The 18,195-nt window shown below is 64.8% G+C and carries 18 protein-coding genes; 12 read left to right on the top strand and 6 right to left on the bottom strand.

Annotation, left to right across the window (positions count from 1 at the left end; all coding sequences use genetic code 11):
• Nucleotides 1-14 precede the first annotated feature (14 nt).
• The 4 genes from MHX64_RS06980 (at nt 15) to MHX64_RS06965 (ending at nt 4,748) form a co-directional block, all read left to right on the top strand.
• Nucleotides 15-986 carry a bifunctional riboflavin kinase/FAD synthetase gene (locus MHX64_RS06980; RefSeq protein ID WP_239356883.1) on the top strand — a complete coding sequence of 324 codons (972 nt, stop codon included), beginning with the start codon at nt 15-17 and terminating at the stop codon, nt 984-986.
• Complete coding sequence (locus MHX64_RS06975) at nt 987-1,937, top strand: nucleoside hydrolase (RefSeq protein WP_239356882.1); 951 nt, start codon at nt 987-989, stop codon at nt 1,935-1,937. It abuts the gene before it with no gap.
• Nucleotides 1,938-2,040: 103 nt separating this feature from the next.
• Nucleotides 2,041-2,310: a 30S ribosomal protein S15 gene (gene rpsO, locus MHX64_RS06970; protein WP_070474158.1), complete on the top strand. Its 270-nt coding sequence runs from the start codon at nt 2,041-2,043 to the stop codon at nt 2,308-2,310.
• 149 nt (nt 2,311-2,459) lie between these two features.
• Complete coding sequence (locus tag MHX64_RS06965; RefSeq protein WP_239356881.1) at nt 2,460-4,748, top strand: polyribonucleotide nucleotidyltransferase; 2,289 nt, start codon at nt 2,460-2,462, stop codon at nt 4,746-4,748.
• A 75-nt stretch (nt 4,749-4,823) separates the two neighbouring features.
• Here the strand turns inward: MHX64_RS06965 and MHX64_RS06960 are convergent, their stop codons facing one another.
• Together MHX64_RS06960 and MHX64_RS06955 are read right to left on the bottom strand one after the other, a co-directional pair.
• Complete coding sequence (locus MHX64_RS06960) at nt 4,824-6,407, bottom strand: succinic semialdehyde dehydrogenase (protein WP_239356880.1); 1,584 nt, start codon at nt 6,405-6,407, stop codon at nt 4,824-4,826.
• 102 nt (nt 6,408-6,509) lie between these two features.
• A complete protein-coding gene (locus MHX64_RS06955; protein ID WP_239356879.1) occupies nt 6,510-7,571 on the bottom strand; it encodes an oxygenase MpaB family protein in 1,062 nt (353 codons plus the stop codon).
• Between the two features lie 243 nt (nt 7,572-7,814).
• Here MHX64_RS06955 and MHX64_RS06950 point away from each other — a divergent pair, with 243 nt between their 5' ends.
• Both MHX64_RS06950 and MHX64_RS06945 read left to right on the top strand, forming a co-directional pair.
• Complete coding sequence (locus MHX64_RS06950; RefSeq protein ID WP_181888617.1) at nt 7,815-8,396, top strand: DUF6230 family protein; 582 nt, start codon at nt 7,815-7,817, stop codon at nt 8,394-8,396.
• Nucleotides 8,380-9,771: a DUF6114 domain-containing protein gene (locus MHX64_RS06945; RefSeq protein WP_239356878.1), complete on the top strand. Its 1,392-nt coding sequence runs from the start codon at nt 8,380-8,382 to the stop codon at nt 9,769-9,771. The genes MHX64_RS06950 and MHX64_RS06945 overlap by 17 nt, the downstream gene beginning before the upstream one ends.
• Nucleotides 9,772-9,833: 62 nt before the next feature.
• On the opposite strand, the gene MHX64_RS06940 is transcribed toward MHX64_RS06945, so the two are convergent.
• The 4 genes from MHX64_RS06940 to MHX64_RS06925 form a co-directional block, all read right to left on the bottom strand.
• Nucleotides 9,834-10,727 (bottom strand): oxygenase MpaB family protein, encoded by an 894-nt coding sequence (locus MHX64_RS06940; RefSeq protein ID WP_181888615.1) that lies wholly within the window; start codon nt 10,725-10,727, stop codon nt 9,834-9,836.
• A gap of 33 nt (nt 10,728-10,760) precedes the next feature.
• Nucleotides 10,761-11,537 carry an NAD(P)-binding protein gene (locus MHX64_RS06935; RefSeq protein ID WP_181888614.1) on the bottom strand — a complete coding sequence of 259 codons (777 nt, stop codon included), beginning with the start codon at nt 11,535-11,537 and terminating at the stop codon, nt 10,761-10,763.
• A gap of 108 nt (nt 11,538-11,645) precedes the next feature.
• Nucleotides 11,646-11,906: a hypothetical protein gene (locus MHX64_RS06930; RefSeq protein ID WP_181888613.1), complete on the bottom strand. Its 261-nt coding sequence runs from the start codon at nt 11,904-11,906 to the stop codon at nt 11,646-11,648.
• Between the two features lie 9 nt (nt 11,907-11,915).
• Nucleotides 11,916-12,620: a hypothetical protein gene (locus MHX64_RS06925; RefSeq protein WP_239356876.1), complete on the bottom strand. Its 705-nt coding sequence runs from the start codon at nt 12,618-12,620 to the stop codon at nt 11,916-11,918.
• A gap of 56 nt (nt 12,621-12,676) precedes the next feature.
• Between MHX64_RS06925 and dapB the strand changes: the two genes are divergently transcribed.
• The 6 genes from dapB to MHX64_RS06895 all read left to right on the top strand — a co-directional run bounded on the left by dapB (nt 12,677) and on the right by MHX64_RS06895 (nt 18,192).
• On the top strand, nt 12,677-13,420 hold the full coding sequence (gene dapB / locus MHX64_RS06920; protein WP_239356873.1) for a 4-hydroxy-tetrahydrodipicolinate reductase: 744 nt from the start codon (nt 12,677-12,679) through the stop codon (nt 13,418-13,420).
• Nucleotides 13,421-14,053 carry an FAD-dependent thymidylate synthase gene (locus MHX64_RS06915; RefSeq protein WP_239356871.1) on the top strand — a complete coding sequence of 211 codons (633 nt, stop codon included), beginning with the start codon at nt 13,421-13,423 and terminating at the stop codon, nt 14,051-14,053.
• A 36-nt stretch (nt 14,054-14,089) separates the two neighbouring features.
• Nucleotides 14,090-14,998, top strand: a complete 909-nt coding sequence (dapA, locus tag MHX64_RS06910) for a 4-hydroxy-tetrahydrodipicolinate synthase (RefSeq protein WP_239356869.1) — start codon at nt 14,090-14,092, stop codon at nt 14,996-14,998.
• Nucleotides 14,999-15,000: 2 nt separating this feature from the next.
• Entirely contained in the window at nt 15,001-17,127 is a 2,127-nt protein-coding gene (locus MHX64_RS06905) for a ribonuclease J (protein WP_304504343.1), read from the top strand.
• 85 nt (nt 17,128-17,212) lie between these two features.
• A complete protein-coding gene (locus tag MHX64_RS06900; protein ID WP_181888608.1) occupies nt 17,213-17,665 on the top strand; it encodes a hypothetical protein in 453 nt (150 codons plus the stop codon).
• A 77-nt stretch (nt 17,666-17,742) separates the two neighbouring features.
• A complete protein-coding gene (locus MHX64_RS06895; RefSeq protein WP_181888607.1) occupies nt 17,743-18,192 on the top strand; it encodes a hypothetical protein in 450 nt (149 codons plus the stop codon).
• The last annotated feature ends 3 nt before the right edge of the window (nt 18,193-18,195 follow it).

Raw genomic sequence — 18,195 nt, 5'->3', positions numbered from 1 at the left:
TACGCTAAGTCCCCGTGGATATTCTGCGCGGGCTTTCGAGCGTGCCGGATTCCTTCGCGGAAACCGGCACGGTGGTCACTATCGGTGTGTTCGATGGGGTGCACCGCGGCCATCAGCTGCTCATTTCCAAAGCGGTGGACACCGCGCGCGAGCTCGGCGTGCCGTGCGTGGTGATGACCTTCGACCCGCACCCCGTGACCATTTTCGCCCCGGAACGCACCCCGAGGGCGCTGATGCCTCTCGACGAGCGCGCACGCCATATCGCCGAGCTTGGCGTGGATGCGCTGTTGGTCATCGACTTCCGCGAAGAACTCGCTGGCCTGACGCCAGCGGAGTACATGGACGACGTGCTGGTTTCCGCCCTGGGTGCGAAGCACGTGCTGGTGGGGGAGAACTTCACCTTCGGCCGCGACGCCGCCGGCACCGCGACCGACATGGCGCAGCTGGGGGAGAAGGCGGGCGTGGACGTGACCATCGTCAAGCTGCTGGGCAAGGGCGAGGTGCGGATTTGCTCCACCGCCATCCGCGACCACCTCTCCGGCGGCGACGTCGCACTGGCCACCGACTTTATGGGCCGGCCGTTTTCCGTCATCGCGCCGATTGAGCGCGGTGCGGGCCGCGGCGGCAAGGAGCTGGGCTACCCGACGGCGAACCAGTACGCCTCCGACACCTCGGCGGTGCCCGCGGACGGCGTGTATGCGGGGTGGCTGACCATCATCGACGACGGCGAGATCGAAGGCGACATGCAACCCGGCGTGCGCTACCCGGCGGCCATTTCCGTGGGCACCAACCCCACGTTCGGCGACGCGCGGCGCAGCGTGGAGTCCTTCGTGCTGGACCGCGACGCGGACCTGTACGGCCGGATGGCGCGTGTGGAGTTCGTGGGCAAAGTGCGCGACATGGTGAAGTTCAACTCGGTGGACGAGTTGCTGGATAACATGGCCCGTGACGTGGAAACGACCCGCGAGATCTTAGGAGTGGCGTAAATGGCCCGAAAGCTCATTCTGGACGTGGACACCGGCATCGACGACGCGTTGGCTATCGCGTACGCGCTTGCCTCGCCGGAGTTGGACCTCATCGGGGTGACGTGCACGTACGGCAATGTCGAAGTTGATCAGGCGGTGCGAAACTCGCTGGCCATCCTGGAACTGTTCGGTAGGACGGACGTTCCGGTGTTCGCCGGGCCGCAGCGCGACGGCTTCGAGGTCATGGAGATCTCCCAGTTCATCCACGGAGTCAACGGCATCGGGGAGGCGAAGCTTTACGACGCCTCACGTGCCGCCGAGCAGCAATCCGCCGTCGATTTCATGGTGCAGTCTGTGCACCGGTACGGCGACGACCTGGTTATCGTCCCCGTCGGGCCGCTCACGACGGTGGCTGCCGCGGCTGAGGCCGACGAAACCTTCGCCTCGCGCGCGCACATTGTGTGCATGGGCGGCGCGCTGACAGTGCCGGGCAACGTCACCCCGTGCGCGGAGGCGAACATCAACCAGGACCCGGAGGCGGCCGACTTTGTGTTCCGCCAGGGCGAGGACATCACCATGATCGGCCTGGATGTCACCCTGCAAACGTTGCTGACCACGGTGGAGACCAAGCAGTGGGGAGATCTGGGCACTGCCGGGGGAGACTTCCTCGCCACGGCTACTAACTACTACATCAAGGCCTACGAGACCACGGCACCGCACCTCGGCGGATGCGGTCTCCACGACCCGCTGGCTGTCGCGGTGGCCGCGGATCCTTCCCTGGTGGACACGCTGGCGATCAATTTGAAGGTGGACACGGATGGCGAGACGCGCGGGCGCACCATCGGCGACGAGACGTGCCTGAACGACCCGGTGAAGTCTGCCCGCGTGGCCGTGGGGGTGGACGTGGATCGCTTCTTGGAGGAGTTCATGCGCAGGTTGACCGGTTTGGCCCGCGAGACCCCGGTCGTGTAACCTCTCCCAAGGTCTTGCGCCAATCGACTGTGGTTCGCGGCAGTTGCGGCGCAGTGAAGACTTTTTCCGTAGAACGCGAACTGAAACAACCAAGGAGTACCTCATGGCGCTGTCCACTGAGAAGAAGGCTGAGATCCTCAAGGCTTACGGCCTGCACGAGACCGACACCGGTTCCCCGGAGGCTCAGGTTGCGCTGCTGACCGAGCGCATCAACAACCTGACCGAGCACCTCAAGGACCACCAGCACGACCACCACTCCCGTCGTGGCCTGCTGCTGCTCGTCGGCCGTCGTCGCGGTCTGCTGAAGTACCTGCGCGAGAACAACGTCGAGCGCTACCGCGACTTGATCGGTCGTCTGGGTCTGCGCCGCTAAGCGTCGCTAAGCCGTCGCAAAGCTTCAGCTCAAAAGAACGCCTCACCAGCATAGTGGGGCGTTTTTTGTTATCATCATTGGCCGTTGCATGAGAAACACGACAAGGCGGCACCGATGATCGCCACGAACCTTCAAGGAGAGGGATCCTTTTGAGCAACTTCAAGCCAAAGAATGCTTTCGATGTCCACGTGGACGAGGAATTTGGCATCACCGAGGCAGTAGCGACCCTGGACAACGGCGACTTCGGCTCGCGCACCATCCGCTTTGAAACCGGCCAGCTGGCGCGCCAGGCGGACGGCTCCGTCACTACCTACCTCGACGAAGAGACGATGATGCTGGCCACCACGACCGCATCCAACCAGCCGCGCGAGGGCTTCGACTTCTTCCCGCTGACCGTGGACGTGGAAGAGCGCATGTATGCGGCCGGCAAGATCCCGGGCTCCTTTTTCCGCCGCGAGGGCCGCCCCTCCACGCAGGCGATCCTGGCGTGCCGCCTGATCGACCGCCCGCTGCGCCCGACCTTTGTCAAGGGCCTGCGCAATGAGGTGCAGGTGGTCATCACCGTGCTTTCGCAGCACCCGGAGGAGTACTACGACGTCGTGGCAATCAACGGCGCGTCCGCTGCGACCCAGCTGTCGGGCCTGCCGGTCTCCGGCCCGGTCGGCGGCGTGCGCATGGCGCTGCTGGCGGACGACAAGCACCCGGAGGGCCAGTGGGTGGCCTTCCCGAACCACGAGCAGCACGAGCGTTGCCTGTTCGAGATGGTTGTGGCTGGCCGCATGGTCGAGCGCAAGCGCGGCCGCAAAACCGAGGAAGACGTCGCCATCATGATGGTGGAGGCTGGCGCCGGCGTGAACGTGGTTAAGCAGATCGAGGCCGGCTACCCGGCGCCTACCGAAGCCACCGTCGCCGAGGGCATCGAGGCCGCCAAGCCATTCATTGAGACGCTGTGCCGCGCCCAGCGCGGCCTTGCCGACGAGATGGCCAAGGAGACCAAGGAGTTCCAGCTCTTCCCGGCGTACTCCGACAAGGCCTTCAACGCCGTGGAGAAGAAGGCGTCCAAGAAGCTGGGCAAGCTGCTCACCATCAAGGGCAAGGCTGAGCGCGACGAGGCCACCAACGAGTACATGGAAGACATCGAGGCAAGCCTTCTCGACGACTTCGACATCGACGACGATGACCGCGAGGAGTACGCGGCGGCGTCGAAGGAGATCCGCGCGGCCTACAACGCGCTGATGAAGCAGATCGTGCGCGAGAAGATCCTCACCGAGGGCTTCCGCATCGACGGCCGCGGCGTGACCGACATCCGCGACCTTGAGGTCGAGGTCCAGCTCATCCCGCGCGCCCACGGCTCCGCACTGTTCGAGCGCGGCGAGACTCAGATTCTCGGCGTGACCACCCTGGACATGCTGAAGATGGAGCAGCACCTGGATTCTTTGCACCCGGAGGATTCCAAGCGCTACATCCACCACTACAACTTCCCGCCGTACTCCACCGGCGAGACCGGCCGCGTCGGTTCCCCGAAGCGCCGCGAGATTGGCCACGGTGCCCTCGCCGAGCGCGCGCTTTTGCCGGTGATCCCGTCGCGCGAGGACTTCCCGTACACCATCCGCCAGGTTTCCGAGGCGCTGGGTTCCAACGGCTCGACTTCCATGGGTTCGGTGTGCGCCTCCACGCTGTCGCTGTACAACGCGGGCGTGCCGCTGGCCGCCCCGGTGGCTGGCATCGCCATGGGCCTGGTCTCCGGCGAGGTCAACGGCGAGACCGAGTACGTCGCGCTGACCGACATCCTGGGCGCGGAGGACGCGTTCGGCGACATGGACTTCAAGGTCGCCGGCACCCGCGAGTTCATCACTGCGCTGCAGCTGGACACCAAGCTCGACGGCATCCCGTCGAAGGTGCTGGCTGACGCGCTGAACCAGGCGCACGACGCCCGCGACGCCATCCTGGACACCATGGCCGAGGTCATCGAGGGCCCGGACGAGATGAGCGGGCTCGCCCCGAAGATCACCACCGTGAAGGTTCCAGTGGCCAAGATCGGCGAGGTCATCGGCCCGAAGGGCAAGACCATCAACCAGATCACCGAGGACACCGGCGCGGAGATCTCCATCGAGGACGACGGCACGGTGTTCGTCTCCGCCGCTTCCGGCGAGGCAGCGGACGCCGCGATTGAGAAGATCAACGCGATTGCCAATCCGCAGATGCCGAAGGTGGGCGAGCGCTACCTGGGCACCGTGGTCAAGACCGTGGCGTTCGGCGCGTTCGTGTCCATCATGCCGGGCACCGACGGCCTGATTCACATCTCCAACCTGGGCGGTAACACCCGCGTGGAAAACGTCGAGGACGTCATCAACGTCGGCGACAAGGTCGAGGTGGAGATCCGCGACATCGACAACCGCGGCAAGATCTCGTTGGTTCCGGTCGAGGACGGCGAGTAAACCGGCAGGTAATCGTCGAAAAGCGGGCGCTCTCGTGGTGAGGGCGCCCGCTTTCTTGCTTCTCGACGATTCACGTCACGGCAAGAACCGCAACTTCTTGCCCAGATCCAGCGCAGTGGTCATGAGCTCGCCGTAGTACTTGCGCGGCAGCTGCTTCGGGCCACGCATGGACATAATCCGCTGCTGTGAGATGTTTTTGACCTCGGTGTACTTGGTCAGGCCCTCAGGGCCGTGGCGGCGGGCGACCCCCGACTCCTTCACGCCGCCGAGCGGGGTGGACACGGATGCCCAGGTGGCCGCGTAGCCGTCGTTGATGGTCACGCCGCCGGCCTGCACCTGCTCAGCGATCTCCCAGGCTGTGTCGGGAGCGCCGAAAACGGAGGCGTTGAGGCCGTAGCTGGTGTTGTTGGCTAGGCGGATCGCCTCGTCGGTGTCCGCCACCCGCTGGACGTAGACGACCGGGCCGAAGACCTCCTGGGTGAGCAGGTCGGCGCTGTCCGGCACGTCTGTGAGCACCGTCGGTTCGAAGAAGAACGGCCCAAGGTCCGGTCGGGGTGTGCCGCCGGTGACGACGGTCGCGCCCTTGGCCACGGCGTCATCGACGAACCGTTGCACGGTCTCCAACTGGTTCTGGTTGATCAGCGAGCCCATCTGGTAGTTCCAGTTCAAGCCCGAACCCAGTTTGATGCGTTTGGTGGCCTCGCGGAACGCGCCGATGAAGCGGTCGAAGACCTCGTCGGGCACGTAGATGCGCTCGATGGAGACGCACAACTGGCCGGAGTTGGAGAAGCAGGCGGTGGCGATGGTGTCGATGTGGGCTTCGATGTCCGCATCTGGCGCGATGATCATCGGGTTCTTGCCGCCGAGCTCCGCGGAGTAGCCCACGAGGCGTTCGCCGACAACCTTGCCCAAAAGCTTGCCGGTGGCGGTGGAGCCGGTGAACATGAGGTAGTCGCACTGCTGGGCGATTGCCTGGCCCACCTCGCGGCCGGTGCCTGTGACGATCTGGAACACGTCGTGCGGAAGGCCGGCGTTGAGTAGGAGGTTCAGCGAGATGATGTTGGAAAACGGGGTGTTCAGGTCCGGCTTGGCAATCACGGCATTGCCCGCGACGAGCGCCGCGAGCGCATCTGAGATGCCGAGCGCGAGCGGGTAATTCCACGGGCTGATCTGCCCGACGATACCCTTCGGCACCCGCTGCTCGACGGTTTTTGTGATGAGGGGAAATGCGCCCGGTCGCGCCTTCATCTCTAGTTCGTCGGCGGCGATGTTGGCGTAGTAGCGGGCGTTGTTCATCACGTCCAGCACTTCGTCGTAAGCCGCGGTGCGGTCCTTGCCGGTTTCAAGCTGGACGATGTCCGCGAGCAGCTCACGGTTTTCCTTGACCAGGTCGTGGAAGCGTTCCAGCAAAGCGGCGCGGTATTTCACTGGCTTCGCGGCCCACAACGGCTGCGCGCGGCGGGCGAGCTTGAACGCCTCGTCCACGTCGGCGGCGGTGCCGACACCGACCCAGCCAAGCTCACCGTCGAAGAACGGGGAGGTGACCGATTTACGCTCGCCTGTGTACAGGGAGCCGGTCGTCGCGTTGGTGGTGAATTTCTGCAGCCGGTCGAGGAAGTCCGCGGGGAGCGGTTGTTCTTTCAAGCGGGTGATAGCCATGAGGTCTCCGTAACAATGGTTGAACGAGAAGAACACCCCAGCACCGGAGGCGCCTGCGAAGTGGAGGGACAGGGCCTGCGGTCCTGGGGCGGATGAGAACGGTTAGAAGGGGCAACCGGCGGCGCGGCGACCGTCTGCGTCGCCGTCCTTCGGTGCGTCCTTGGGCGCGGTGTCCGCGTCGTTGCCGCCGTTGCCGTGGTACGCGTCGGCAAGCTTCGGTTCCTTGTACTTGCCTTCGATCATCCCCGCCTTGATCATCATGGAGCGACCCGGCTCCATGTAGCGCTTGTCTTCCGGCAGAATGGTGAACAGCTTCTTCACCGCCTTGGCGATGCGGTCGAACCGGCGCTGGTCCTTCTTGGTCCATGGCAGGTCCAGGATCTCGCGCTGTCTATCGCTCAGCGTGCCGTAGGTCAGCCAGATGACGCTGTTCATGAGTGGCTTCCAAATGACCTTCCACACAGCCTCAGGCACGCCGTCCGGAGCCTTGACCGGCTCCACGCGGGCGGTGCGCAAGGCGAAGTCGACCGTTTCGTTGCGCTCGAGGACCTTTTCCTCCATCTCCTCGAAGTACTTGATGTAGCCGTCGAGAGTGTCGATCACCGGGCGCTCGGACATGCCGTACATGTCCCACCACGTCACGCCCTCCTGGATGATCTGCTCCTTCTCCGCGCGGGTGAAGGGGGTGCCGAAGAGCTCCTGCGCCCAAATGACGCGCCAGACGAAGGTGGCGTGCGCCCACCAGTACACGTCCGGGTTCAGCGAGTGGTAACGCTCGCCGTTGCGGAGCTTGCCCTTGATGGTGTGGTGGTAATCGCGGATCATCTTGGCGCGGGTTCCGTCATCGTAGATGGAGTAAATGATCTGCGGGGTGGAGCGCTCAAGGCGCGCAAAGGGCTCTTCGAAGAACTTGGAGTGATCCAGCAGCGACTGGCCGATTGCCGGGTGCATGTTCTGCAACACGCCGGTGTAGCCGCGCAGGAGCTGCAGACGCTGGTCCGAGCCCCACTTCCAAAGCAAGGAATCCGGGCCGAGCGGCGCTCGCTTCAGTTCCCGCTTTGCGCGCTCCGGCTTTTCCAGATTGTCCGGCTGCGCGAAGCGGGTGTCCTCTGCGGATTCGTTCGTGCGGGCGTCTGCTCCATCAGGTGCAAGTGCGTGAGACATCAGCGATCTTCCTTTTCTCTGTGGGCTGCTAGGGACAAGTTCGCGTGTGTTTGTGAAGTGTAATACACACAAATAGTCACTGCGAAGTGGGTCACGGGTAACGGTCAAAAAATGGGTGGCGCGGATGTGTTAAACCCCTTACAGGCGATGTGTTACGGTGTTCCAGATCATAAATGCTTACCGTGATGGCAGCCGTCGGCAGACCGGCGGTTTGGCGTCCGGCCACGGACGGAAGGAAACGCCATGGGAAGGATCAACAAGGCGAAAGCTGGTGCAGCTCTTCTCGCTGGGCTCATCGGCTTTGGCGCCACCGGCGTTGCTGTTGCGCAGGGCGGACTGACTGCGAACCTCGCATTGTCGGGAACTTTTTTCAAAATCAGTATGACCCACCTTGATGGGGAAGGGCTGAGCATTTTTACCGACGGGGAACAGATGGCCAACGAGTCGCTCCCCGTCGCGCGCCTGAAGTTTGAGCACGCGTACGCCTCTAACCTCTGTCTTTCCGCGGCTCTTCCCGACGTTCCGGTGGTGGGCGAGAGCACGTTCACGCTGAAGGCGCTCGGCGACAACAGCGTCGAGGTCCGCGACCTCGTCGTCGGCGCGACCGACATCAAGGGCGCACTCGACCTCACGGATGCCTCGGTAGGCGCCGATGCGAATCAGTTCAACTCCATGGCGCCGCAGGGCACATGGGGTCTGCATGCAAATAAGGTCACGCTGAGTGCGGACGACATTCGCGCCACCTCCGTCGGTGCGAAGAAGCTCATCGCCTCCGGCGTGGTGGTCGACGTAGCGCGGGGAATGGCCGATGGCTGCACGAGCTAACACCGAACCGGAGGACGACGACTTCTTCTTCGACGACGGCGACTCCGAAGACGCGCAGCAAAGCGCTGCCGACGAGGAGAAGAAGGGGCGGGGAGCGAAGCGCCGCGACGGTGGACACCGTGCCGAGCAAACTCCCGCACGAGAACGGTTCAAAGCATGGCGGAAACAGCGGCCGTTTCTTCCGGGCCTGCTGGTAATTCTCTCCGGCGTAGTGATGCTCGCACCGGCCTACTTCACTATCCGCGTGTCCGACTTGCTGGTGATGATTGCAACCATCTCGGGCGTATCCACGTTGCTCATCGGTGCCGCGCTGATCATGTTCGGCATTGGGATGTGGCTGCAGCCGTTTGCTGCGCCCTATCTGGGTGTGATGAGCATTTTGGTGGCCATTGTCGCGCTGCCAACGTCGAATATAGGCGGGTTCCTCGTCGGCTCTCTGCTTGGCATTGTGGGCGGAGCCCTCGGTCTCGCCTGGGAGGACCGGGATCCGAAACCGGGTGGCAAGCACACTCGAAGCAAAAAGCGGGAGCAGGCGCCACCGGCTGCAGACGAAGGAGAGTCCTCCCGCCGCGGAGGATCCACCAAGATCGATCTGTCTTTACTGCGCAACGCCAAATCCGTCGCCATCGTGCTTGCGGGCGCGGGCCTGCTTGTGGTGAATCTTGGAGAAGAGCCTGCGGTCAACGCCCAAGAGCCGGCGCCGCAGCAGCCGCAGATCCCGGCGCTGCCACAGTTGCCGCCCGCGCCTGAATTGCCTCAGCTGCCAAGCGTGCCCAATCCGTTGGATATTCAGGTGCCGCCGGCACCGCAGCTGCCCTCGGCGCAGGCACCCCAACCCGAGGAGTCGCGGGATCTACTGACGTACCCGGAACTCGAGCCGACGCGCACGATCGCGCCGCAGAACCTCAGCACCGTGACCGCAGACAATGTGGCGATCACCGGCAACGTGCGAGCCACGATGGGCATGGTCACAATCGGCGACGTGCCGACGCGGACGCTGATCCTGACAGGGGACAAGCTCACCGCGCGCAACCTCTCGCTGGAAGTGCCGGGCTTCTCAGCCCGCGGCATGCTGACCACCGGCCAAGTTGAGACACAGGTTTCCGACGGACCCGTGACCGTCGTTGCCACCGGGCTGACCGCAACCCCTGTCGTAGCAGGAGTGCCCACGGTCCCGGTGACAGTAGACCTCCGCGGCTCCCTCGGCGACGTACTCGCTCAGTTGGGTGTGCCGGATGCCCGCCCGGTACCAAACGTTCCCGTGCCGAGTTTTGTGATGGACCGAATCGCCCTCGGCAATGTGTCCATGCAGATGGTCAGCCTCGACGGGCTGCACCTGCATGCGCCCGCGGTGCAGCTGAAGGTTCCGAAGTAGGCAGAGAAAAGAAAAAGCACGGGGCCGTCGGTGCGTGCCGACGGCCCCGTGCTTCGCGCCCGTTATCTGGTCTCCGCCTCGGCGCGCTCGAAGGCGCGGGAGGCGATCGCTACCATGCGCGCCTTGCGCGGCAGCACCGAGAACACGGCGCGCGTGGCACGGGAGAAGACGTTGAGCTTGCGCTGGTCGGACTTGGTCCACTCAAGGCCGAGGGAGTTGCGGACCTTCTCCGGAAGCAAGCCGATGGACACCCACAGCAGAAGCTTTGACGCGTACGGCGCGATCGGCTTCCACGCCCAGCGGGGCACCGACGGGTCCGGCGGGTCCAGCGTCAGGCCGTTCATGATGCGGGAGCGGTCGATGGTCTCGCTCGGGCCCAGCTTGTCGTACATGGCATCCATGTAGTCGACGTATTCGTCGTAGGACTTCGGGGCGCCCTCCGGCTCGGCCACGCCGTAGTAGCTGTACCAGGTGCGAGACTCCTGGAAGAGCTGCTCGCGCTCGGCATGCGTCATGTCGGACATGAAGTTGCCGGCCAGGAGATAGGGCATGGCGGTAAAGGTCGCGTGCGCCCAGTAGTAGACCTCCGGGTTCAGCGAGTGGTAGCGCGAGCCGTCCGGGTGGGTGCCCTTGATGTCCTTATGGAAGTCGCGGATCATCGCGCCGACCTCCGGGCCCTCGTACACCGTGCGGATAATCGGGAACGCGGAGCGGACCAGGCGGGCGACCTCGTTGTCGAACACGTTGGACTGCTGCACAAGCGAGCGGCTGATGTCGCGCTGCGCGATCTGCAGCACGCCGGCGCTCAGGGCCACGAACAGGGAGCGCCAGTCGCCGAAGCGCTGCCACAAAATAGAATCCGGGCCGAGCTCGGGCAGGCCGCTGGCGTCTACTGCGGCACCGTGGGAGTCGAACTCGGCTGGGGTCGTGCTGGCGGAGGGTTTCAAGGTGGTCATCGTGTCTCCTAAAAAGCTATCGTTCGCCGCTGCCTAGCTTGCAGCTTCGCTTCGGGCGCGGCGGGATGCGGCCTGGTAGTTCTCGGCGCGGGTAAATGCGTGGACGTCCGGATCGAATTCGACAAGGGCTGCCTTCAGCCCGCGGACGGTGCCGGGTTGCACGCGCCACTTGTCCGGCTTGACGGTCAGGGCGCCGGGGCCGCGGATCTCCAGCTGGCGCACGTACCTGCGCGCGTAGTCGCCGCGCGCCTCAAAGACGGCCCAGGACTTCTGGTCGAATTTCGGGTCCGGGGTGTGGTAGTCCACGAACAGCGCGTTGGGCAGGCCGACGACGTCCACGCCGTTGTGGAGGTACAGCTCGTCCGCGCTGATGTTTGCCCGGCCCGGGATACCGATCCACGGGGAGGGCTCGCCGGTCGCGCGGATCAGCACGTCGAAAAGCTCAGTGCGCGTCTCGCCGCTGCGGGTGTAACTGACTTCCCACTGTCCTTCCTCGGCGTTCCATTCGGCGCCCGTGACCTCGGCACCACCTCTGAAGGTCGCGCCGCTCGCATCGACGGCGGCCTCGAGGTGCGCGATGAGCGAGCGCGGGGTGCCGTCCGTCGTTGTGAGCTTCAAGTACGGGGTGCGGAAGTGTTGCCGCCTGGACACGGTGGGTGCGTCCGGGGCGGTCAGGTGGCCGCCGATGTACTCCTGGCGGTCGAACAGCGTGGTGTCGAAGCCGGAAAACGCGCACTCCGCCGCGGCGGTGCAACCAGAGATTCCGGCGCCGACAACCGCCACCGTGGGGCGGCGATAGGGGTCAAACATCACAAAACCTTTCACACAGATTCTCCGGCGCCACTTTTGGGCGCCAGTGTGCTCCCGTTCACTTTAGACGATGTTTAGGCGCGGGATCGCATAAAAGGCTGGGAATGTTTAACTACGGAATGTCTCCTGATCGCCGCCCCTGCCAGGCTCATCCACTGGCCGCTCGCCGTGACCGAACAGTTCATTCCGCCTCTTGTAGGCGTACAGCCCGGCTAGGGGTGAAAACCCCATGAGGAAACCCCACCGGCGCTTGGAGTCTTCCTCCATGTCGCTTTCGTAGATCTCCTTTGAGGTATTGCCCAAGGCAACGATGCCGCCGATGGCGAGCAGTGCCACGAACCCGAGTCCGAGCCAGGAAATCAGACTCATTGTTGCCTCCTACTTCTGAAAGTCCACGACCACGCGGGTCGGGTTCTCCAACAGGTACAGGTTGTACGGGCGCTGGGCATCAAGGCCGACGATGTACTGGGCATCCGCCTCGAAGATTCCGCCGTCGGCGATCTCCTGGATGCCCCCGGCCGCCACGCCGGCGGGGTCAGCCTTGGCCAAGTCGGCCTCGCTCAAGCCCATCGACCACGGCACGCCCTGGATGATCAGCTCGAAGTACGCGTTGCCAGCCGGCACGAGCGGCTGCCCGGAGGCCTGCTGGCGCGGGTCTGCGGTGTAGCCGGCCAACACGTTCGGCGTGCCGGAGCCGGACAGCTCCACCACGACGCGGTCGACGCCCTCGTGAGAGCCCGCCCGGACGTCTTCGATCTGCAGCTCCCGGTTGCCCGGGTGCTGCAGGTGGGTGTCCTCCAGGGTGAACGGGGAGGCGGACGGGCCGCCCGCCGGGGCCGCCGCCGCGGAGACGTCCCTCGTGTCGGCCTCCTCCGGTTGTTCCGCGGACGTGGAAGTAGATGCCGGCGTTGCAGCACTTTCGGCGGCGCTCGTCGCCATAGCCGACTCTGAGGTTGGCTCAGACGACGAACCGGTGTCACCCGCTTCAGAGCCGCAGCCCGCAACGGTCAAAGCGGTCACTGCGAGCGCTGCGAAGACGGCTCGGCTGCGGCGGGGGCGGAAGCTGCGGCTGTGGAGAGTCATAAGCCCCACCCTAGCGGGGCTACCATGGCCGGCGGAGACAAATAGAAAGGACACCCATGATCAAAGTTGGAGTGCTCGGAGCGGCCGGCAGGGTCGGCTCCGCCGTTGTTGCCGGTGTGGAAAAGGCGGATGACCTGCAGCTCGCCGCAGAGGTAAACAGCGGCGACTCGCTGCAGGTGCTGGTGGACGAAGGCGTGGACGTCATCGTCGACTTCACCACCCCGAACGCGGTGATGGACAACCTGGAGTTCTGCATCAATAACGGCATCCACTGCGTAGTGGGCACCACCGGCTTCGACGACGAGCGCTACCAGAAGGTGCGCGACTGGTGCGCGGCGAACGAGGGGGTGGGCGTGCTCATCGCCCCGAACTTCGCCATCTCCGCCGTGCTCACCATGGCGTTCGCCCGCCAGGCCGCGCCGTTCTTTGAGTCCGCGGAAGTGGTGGAGTTCCACCACCCGAACAAACTGGATGCGCCTTCCGGCACGGCGGTCAAGACCGCGCAGGGGATCGCGGATGCGCGCAAGGAAGCCGGCCTTTCCGACATGCCGGATGCCACCGAGCAGGCGCTCGACGGCTCGCGCGGCGCGAACGTCGACGGCGTGCCGGTCCACGCGGTGCGCATGCAGGGCATGGTCGCGCACGAGGAGGTCATCTTCGGCACCACCGAGCAGTCGCTGACCATCCGCCAGGATTCCTACGGCCGCGAGTCCTTCGTCCCCGGTGTGCTTACCGGCGTGCGCGAGGTGGCGAACCGCCCGGGCCTGACCATCGGACTCGACGCTTACCTCGGTCTGTAAATGCAGGTAGAACTTGTCGCGGCAACCGCGATGCGGATCCCGGTTGCAGAAGGCGTCACCCAAGGCGAGGGGGCGGTGGCATTCGCCATGCTTAGCGACGTCCCGTCGGCCTCCCTCCTGCGCCGCAACGCCGACGATCTCGCCGATTCGCGCGCGGGCTTGCTGGAACACGCCAGTGCCACCCTGCATGTGCGGGGTGTCTCGCGCGACGCGGCCGCCGCGATCCGGGGCCACGGGCTAGCCGTGAGCGAGCGCGGGGCCGACGGGGCAGTAGTGCCGGCGGCCATCGCCGCCGACGAGGAACTCACGCGCCTGTTTGACGCTGCCGTGGAAGAGGCGGAGTTCGTCCGGGGTGAGCTGTTGCGCGCCCTGGAGGATGCGATGGCTGACGAGCCGAATGCGCTTGTGCGCCGCAAGCGGGCGCGCGAAGCTGCCGACGCACTCGTGCCCGCCGCGGCCGAAACTGAACTGGTCGCCACCGGCACCTACCGGGCGTGGCGCGAATTCATCGCAGCGCACAACGGCAGGTTCGAGCATGAAGAAATCCGTCAGCTTGCCGGTGCGGTCCTCGATGTCATGCAGCGCGAGGCGCCGCTGCTTTTCGGCGATTTGGCCGAAGGGGAACGTCGATAAGCAATTGCTCGTAAGGGGCAGGTATCCTACTGGGCCATGGGCACATCTCTCAAAGCTGATCTGGGAGCCGACATCTTCGGCTCCGTCTGCGTAGCAATGGTCACGCCGTTTGATTCCGATGGCGAACTCGACCTTGCGGCAGGCCGCGATCTCGCTGCCCACTTGGTAGAACAAGGAATCGACGCACTAGTGCTCGCAGGCACGACGGGCGAATCCCCGACAACCACTGACGAAGAAAAGGTCGCGTTCTTAAAAGCAGTGCGCGAAGAGGTAGGGGGCAAAGCCCGCATCATCGCAGGCGCGGGGTCCAACGACACCCGCCATGCGGTGGCAATGGCGAAAGCGGCCGCTAAGGCCGGCGCTGACGGCCTTCTGGTGGTCACGCCATACTACTCCAAACCGTCCCAGGCAGGCGTAGAAGCGCACTTCCGCGCAGTTGCGGCAGCGACCGACCTGCCGGTCTGCCTGTACGACATCCCCGGCCGCTCCGGCATCCCGATCGATTCCGACACCATCCGCAGGCTTGCGGAAGTGGACACGATCAAGGCAATGAAAGACGCGAAGGGCGACATGCTCGAAGCGTCCACCTTGATCCAGGAGACCGGGCTGGCCTGGTACTCGGGCGACGACCCGCTGAACCTGCCGTGGCTCGCCGTCGGTGCGACCGGAATGATCTCCGTGGTTGGGCATGCCGCACCGAAGGCACTGCGTGAACTAGTGACTGCATACGAGAACGGCGATCTCGCCCGCGCACGGGAAATCAACGCCAACACACTCAACGTGCTCGCGCGCCAACAGGGCGCGCTGGGCGGCGTGACATTTGCAAAGGCAGCTCTGCGACTGCAGGGCATCGAAGTAGGAGACCCGCGCCTGCCGGTCGCTGCGGCGACGGACGAGCAGGTCGAGCGGCTCCGCGAAGAAATGACACAGGCTGGAGTCCTATAAATATGAATGAACCCCGCAACCGCGCACGCAAGGTGACGCGCAAGGCCGGGCCGCCGGAAGCAACCGAACAGCAGCCGGTTTTCCAGGCGCCGAGCGACACTCCTGCGAACAGCGGCGGCAACGACGCGCCCGCTGAGCGCGACGGTGGCAACAACGGCAACGGCGGCAACAACAACCGCGACGACAACGGTGGCCGCAACGGCGGCAACAGCCGCGGCGGCCGCGACGGCGGCAACAACGGCAACGGCGGAAACGGTGGCAATAACCGTGGCGGCAGCAGCCGTAACCGCCGTCGCCGTGGCCGCGGCGGCAACGGCGGCAACGGTGGCAACGGTGGGGGCCAGGGAGGCGGCCGCCGCAACCCCATGAAGTCCATGCAGGGCGCTGATCTGACCAAGCGCCTGCCCGCACCGCCGAAGCCGGCCAAGGACACGCTGCGCATTTACGCGCTCGGCGGCATTTCTGAAATCGGCCGCAACATGACGGTCTTCGAGTACAACGGCCGCCTGCTCATCGTGGACTGCGGCGTGCTGTTCCCGAACTCCGACGAGCCGGGCGTGGACCTGGTGCTGCCGGACTTCGGCCCGATTGAAAACAAGCTGGACAAGATCGACGCGCTCGTGGTCACGCACGGCCACGAGGACCACATTGGCGCGATCCCGTGGCTGCTCAAGCTGCGCAGCGATATCCCGATCTACTCGTCCAAGTTCACCAACGCACTGATCAAGGCGAAGACGCAGGAGCACCGCCAGCGTCCGAAGCTCAACGACGTGAACAAGGATTCCGAGGTCACCGTCGGCCCGTTCCGCCTGCGCTTCTGGCACGTCAACCACTCCATCCCGGAGTGCCTGGGTGTCTCCATCAAGACCGGCGCCGGCCACGTTGTGATGACCGGCGACGTGAAGGTGGACCAGACGCCGTACGACGGCAAGCCGACGGACATCCCGGCGCTCGCCCGCCTCGGCGACGAGGGCATCGACCTATTCATGTGCGATTCCACCAACGCCACCATCCCGGGCATCTCCGCCTCGGAGGCCGGCATTGAGGAGACGCTGACCCGCCTAGTGTCCAACGCGCGCCAGCGCGTGGTCATCGCGTCGTTCGCGTCGAACGTCTCCCGCGTCCAGATGGCCATCAACGCCGCTGTGGCCAACAACCGCAAGGTGGCGTTCAACGGCCGCTCCATGCTGCGCAACATGGAGATCGCGGAGAAGATGAACCTGCTCAAGGCGCCGAAGGGCACGATCATCCCGATCGAGGAGGCCGCGAAGATGGCGCCGCACAAGACGGTGCTGATCACCACCGGCACCCAGGGCGAGCCGATGGCTGCACTGTCGCGCATGTCGCGCCGTGAGCACCGCCAGATCACCATCCACGACGGCGACACGATCATCCTGTCCTCCTCGCTCATCCCGGGCAACGAGGAGGCGGTGTTCGCGGTGATCAACAACCTCGCGCAGATCGGCGCGAACGTGATCACCAACTCCGAGGCGCACGTCCACGCATCCGGCCACGGCTACGCCGGCGAGCTGCTCGCGCTCTACAACGCGGCGCGCCCGCGCAACGCGATGCCGGTGCACGGCGAGTGGCGCCACATGCGCGCCAACAAGGAGCTTGCTATTTCCACCGGCGTGAAGCCGAGCAACACCGCGCTTGCGCAAAACGGCGTGGTTGTCGACATGCACAAGGGCAATATCAAGGTCGCCGGCCAGTACCAGGTGGGCCAGCTCTACGTCGACGGCACCACCATGGGCGACGTGGACCCGGACGTGTTGGCGGACCGCACCTCGCTGGCGTCCGGCGGCGTTGTGTCCATCACCTGTGTGATCGACGACCGCACCGGCCGCCTGCTGGAGGCGCCGCAGGTGTCCACCACGGGCTACAGCGACGACGACCGCGACTTCAACAAGAAGGTCGTTGAAGGCGTCGAGGCCGTCATGGGCGATCTGGCCGCCGAAGGCGAGAACGATGCGTTCCGCATGGTGCAGCAGATCCGCCGCAAGGTCTCCCGCGCGATCGAGCAGAACTACAAGCGTCAGCCGGTGATTCTGCCGACCGTGGTGCCGATGTCTTCGGACAACCACGTCGCCACCGAGGACGAGATCGCCTCCACCCGCGAGTCCCGCTAAGCATTTGCTTATCGACGCCCCTTCGGCCCGCCCCGCGGCAGCCGAGGGGGCTAACGCGTTTGTGGGGCGTTGCGATAGAAGGGGTATGAGACACTTCCACCGCACCGCAGCAGCCGTCGTTATTGCCGTCTCGCTTCTTGCGCCAGTAGCTTCCGCCGACGAGACCAGCTGGACCGGCGGGCACCCGCTTCCGCCGGGAACGCAGGTCCCGTTCGATCCCGGCTACGCCACCCAGTGGCGCAGCTACGACGTGGTGAAGTTGGGCGACCCCAACTTCCGCAACCAGGATGTGCGAGGCGTTCGCGTGATCGGGCAGTTCAACCAGGATTCGATCCTGTGCCTGGAAAATGCAAAGGGCGGCATGTGGGGCTGCTACGTCGACGGCAAGGAGGCGACCGAGCTGAGCTACATGCCGTTCGGCAAGGTCGTGACTGTCGATCCGTTGGTCAACTTCTTCGCGCCGGCAATCCGCTTTTTCTTGGGGATCCAGGCGCGGCTGGGCCTGTCGAACCTTTTCGCAGGGTCCTCCCAGATCTAGGCGGAAACCGTACGGTTTCATAACAACCACGCAACAAGGCCTAGGCATCTCTGTTACGGGTGTGCACAATGTGGCCCATGAAGACCGCAACGAAAACCGCCGCGGCTTTGCTTGCCGCCGCGGTAACCCTCGCACCAACCGCTCACGCACAGGATGACGTCGACTGGACGGGTGGCCACCCGCTGCCACCCGGCACGGAGGTGCCGTACGACCCCGGCTACGCATCCGCCTGGAAGCTCTACGACGTGATCCGCTTCGGTGACCCGAACTTCCGCAACATCAAGGTGCAGGGCGTGCGCGTGCTGGGCGCCTTCGAGGGCGACTCTGTCATGTGCCACATGAACGCCAAGGGCGGGCGCAATGAGTGCTTCAAAGACGGCAAGCAGGCGACCAAGCTCGGATGGGGCGTCGGCGGCGAAGTGATTACCTTCGACCCGAAGGTTGAGCAGTTCGCCCCGCTGATCAAGGGCTTCAACAACTTGGAACTGCAGCTTTCCAGCGGCTCCGGGGTGAACCTTTCCAGCTAGGCT

The sequence above is a fragment of the Corynebacterium sp. ACRPZ genome (assembly GCF_022346205.1).
GTDB lineage: Bacteria > Actinomycetota > Actinomycetes > Mycobacteriales > Mycobacteriaceae > Corynebacterium > Corynebacterium lehmanniae.
The sequence above is the reverse complement of the archived record's forward strand: the minus strand, read 5'-3'. Positions and strand labels throughout refer to the sequence as shown.

Excerpts from the sequence above, each read along its gene's own strand:
- MHX64_RS06975 (WP_239356882.1), top strand. The coding sequence starts at position 987 with ATGGCCCGAAAGCTCATTCTGGACGTGGACACCGGCATCGACGACGCG.
- rpsO (WP_070474158.1), top strand. The coding sequence starts at position 2,041 with ATGGCGCTGTCCACTGAGAAGAAGGCTGAGATCCTCAAGGCTTACGGC.
- MHX64_RS06960 (WP_239356880.1), bottom strand. The coding sequence starts at position 6,407 with ATGGCTATCACCCGCTTGAAAGAACAACCGCTCCCCGCGGACTTCCTC.
- MHX64_RS06955 (WP_239356879.1), bottom strand. The coding sequence starts at position 7,571 with ATGTCTCACGCACTTGCACCTGATGGAGCAGACGCCCGCACGAACGAA.
- MHX64_RS06950 (WP_181888617.1), top strand. The coding sequence starts at position 7,815 with ATGGGAAGGATCAACAAGGCGAAAGCTGGTGCAGCTCTTCTCGCTGGG.
- MHX64_RS06945 (WP_239356878.1), top strand. The coding sequence starts at position 8,380 with ATGGCTGCACGAGCTAACACCGAACCGGAGGACGACGACTTCTTCTTC.
- MHX64_RS06940 (WP_181888615.1), bottom strand. The coding sequence starts at position 10,727 with ATGACCACCTTGAAACCCTCCGCCAGCACGACCCCAGCCGAGTTCGAC.
- MHX64_RS06935 (WP_181888614.1), bottom strand. The coding sequence starts at position 11,537 with ATGTTTGACCCCTATCGCCGCCCCACGGTGGCGGTTGTCGGCGCCGGA.
- MHX64_RS06930 (WP_181888613.1), bottom strand. The coding sequence starts at position 11,906 with ATGAGTCTGATTTCCTGGCTCGGACTCGGGTTCGTGGCACTGCTCGCC.
- MHX64_RS06925 (WP_239356876.1), bottom strand. The coding sequence starts at position 12,620 with ATGACTCTCCACAGCCGCAGCTTCCGCCCCCGCCGCAGCCGAGCCGTC.
- dapB (WP_239356873.1), top strand. The coding sequence starts at position 12,677 with ATGATCAAAGTTGGAGTGCTCGGAGCGGCCGGCAGGGTCGGCTCCGCC.
- MHX64_RS06915 (WP_239356871.1), top strand. The coding sequence starts at position 13,421 with ATGCAGGTAGAACTTGTCGCGGCAACCGCGATGCGGATCCCGGTTGCA.
- dapA (WP_239356869.1), top strand. The coding sequence starts at position 14,090 with ATGGGCACATCTCTCAAAGCTGATCTGGGAGCCGACATCTTCGGCTCC.
- MHX64_RS06905 (WP_304504343.1), top strand. The coding sequence starts at position 15,001 with ATGAATGAACCCCGCAACCGCGCACGCAAGGTGACGCGCAAGGCCGGG.
- MHX64_RS06900 (WP_181888608.1), top strand. The coding sequence starts at position 17,213 with ATGAGACACTTCCACCGCACCGCAGCAGCCGTCGTTATTGCCGTCTCG.
- MHX64_RS06895 (WP_181888607.1), top strand. The coding sequence starts at position 17,743 with ATGAAGACCGCAACGAAAACCGCCGCGGCTTTGCTTGCCGCCGCGGTA.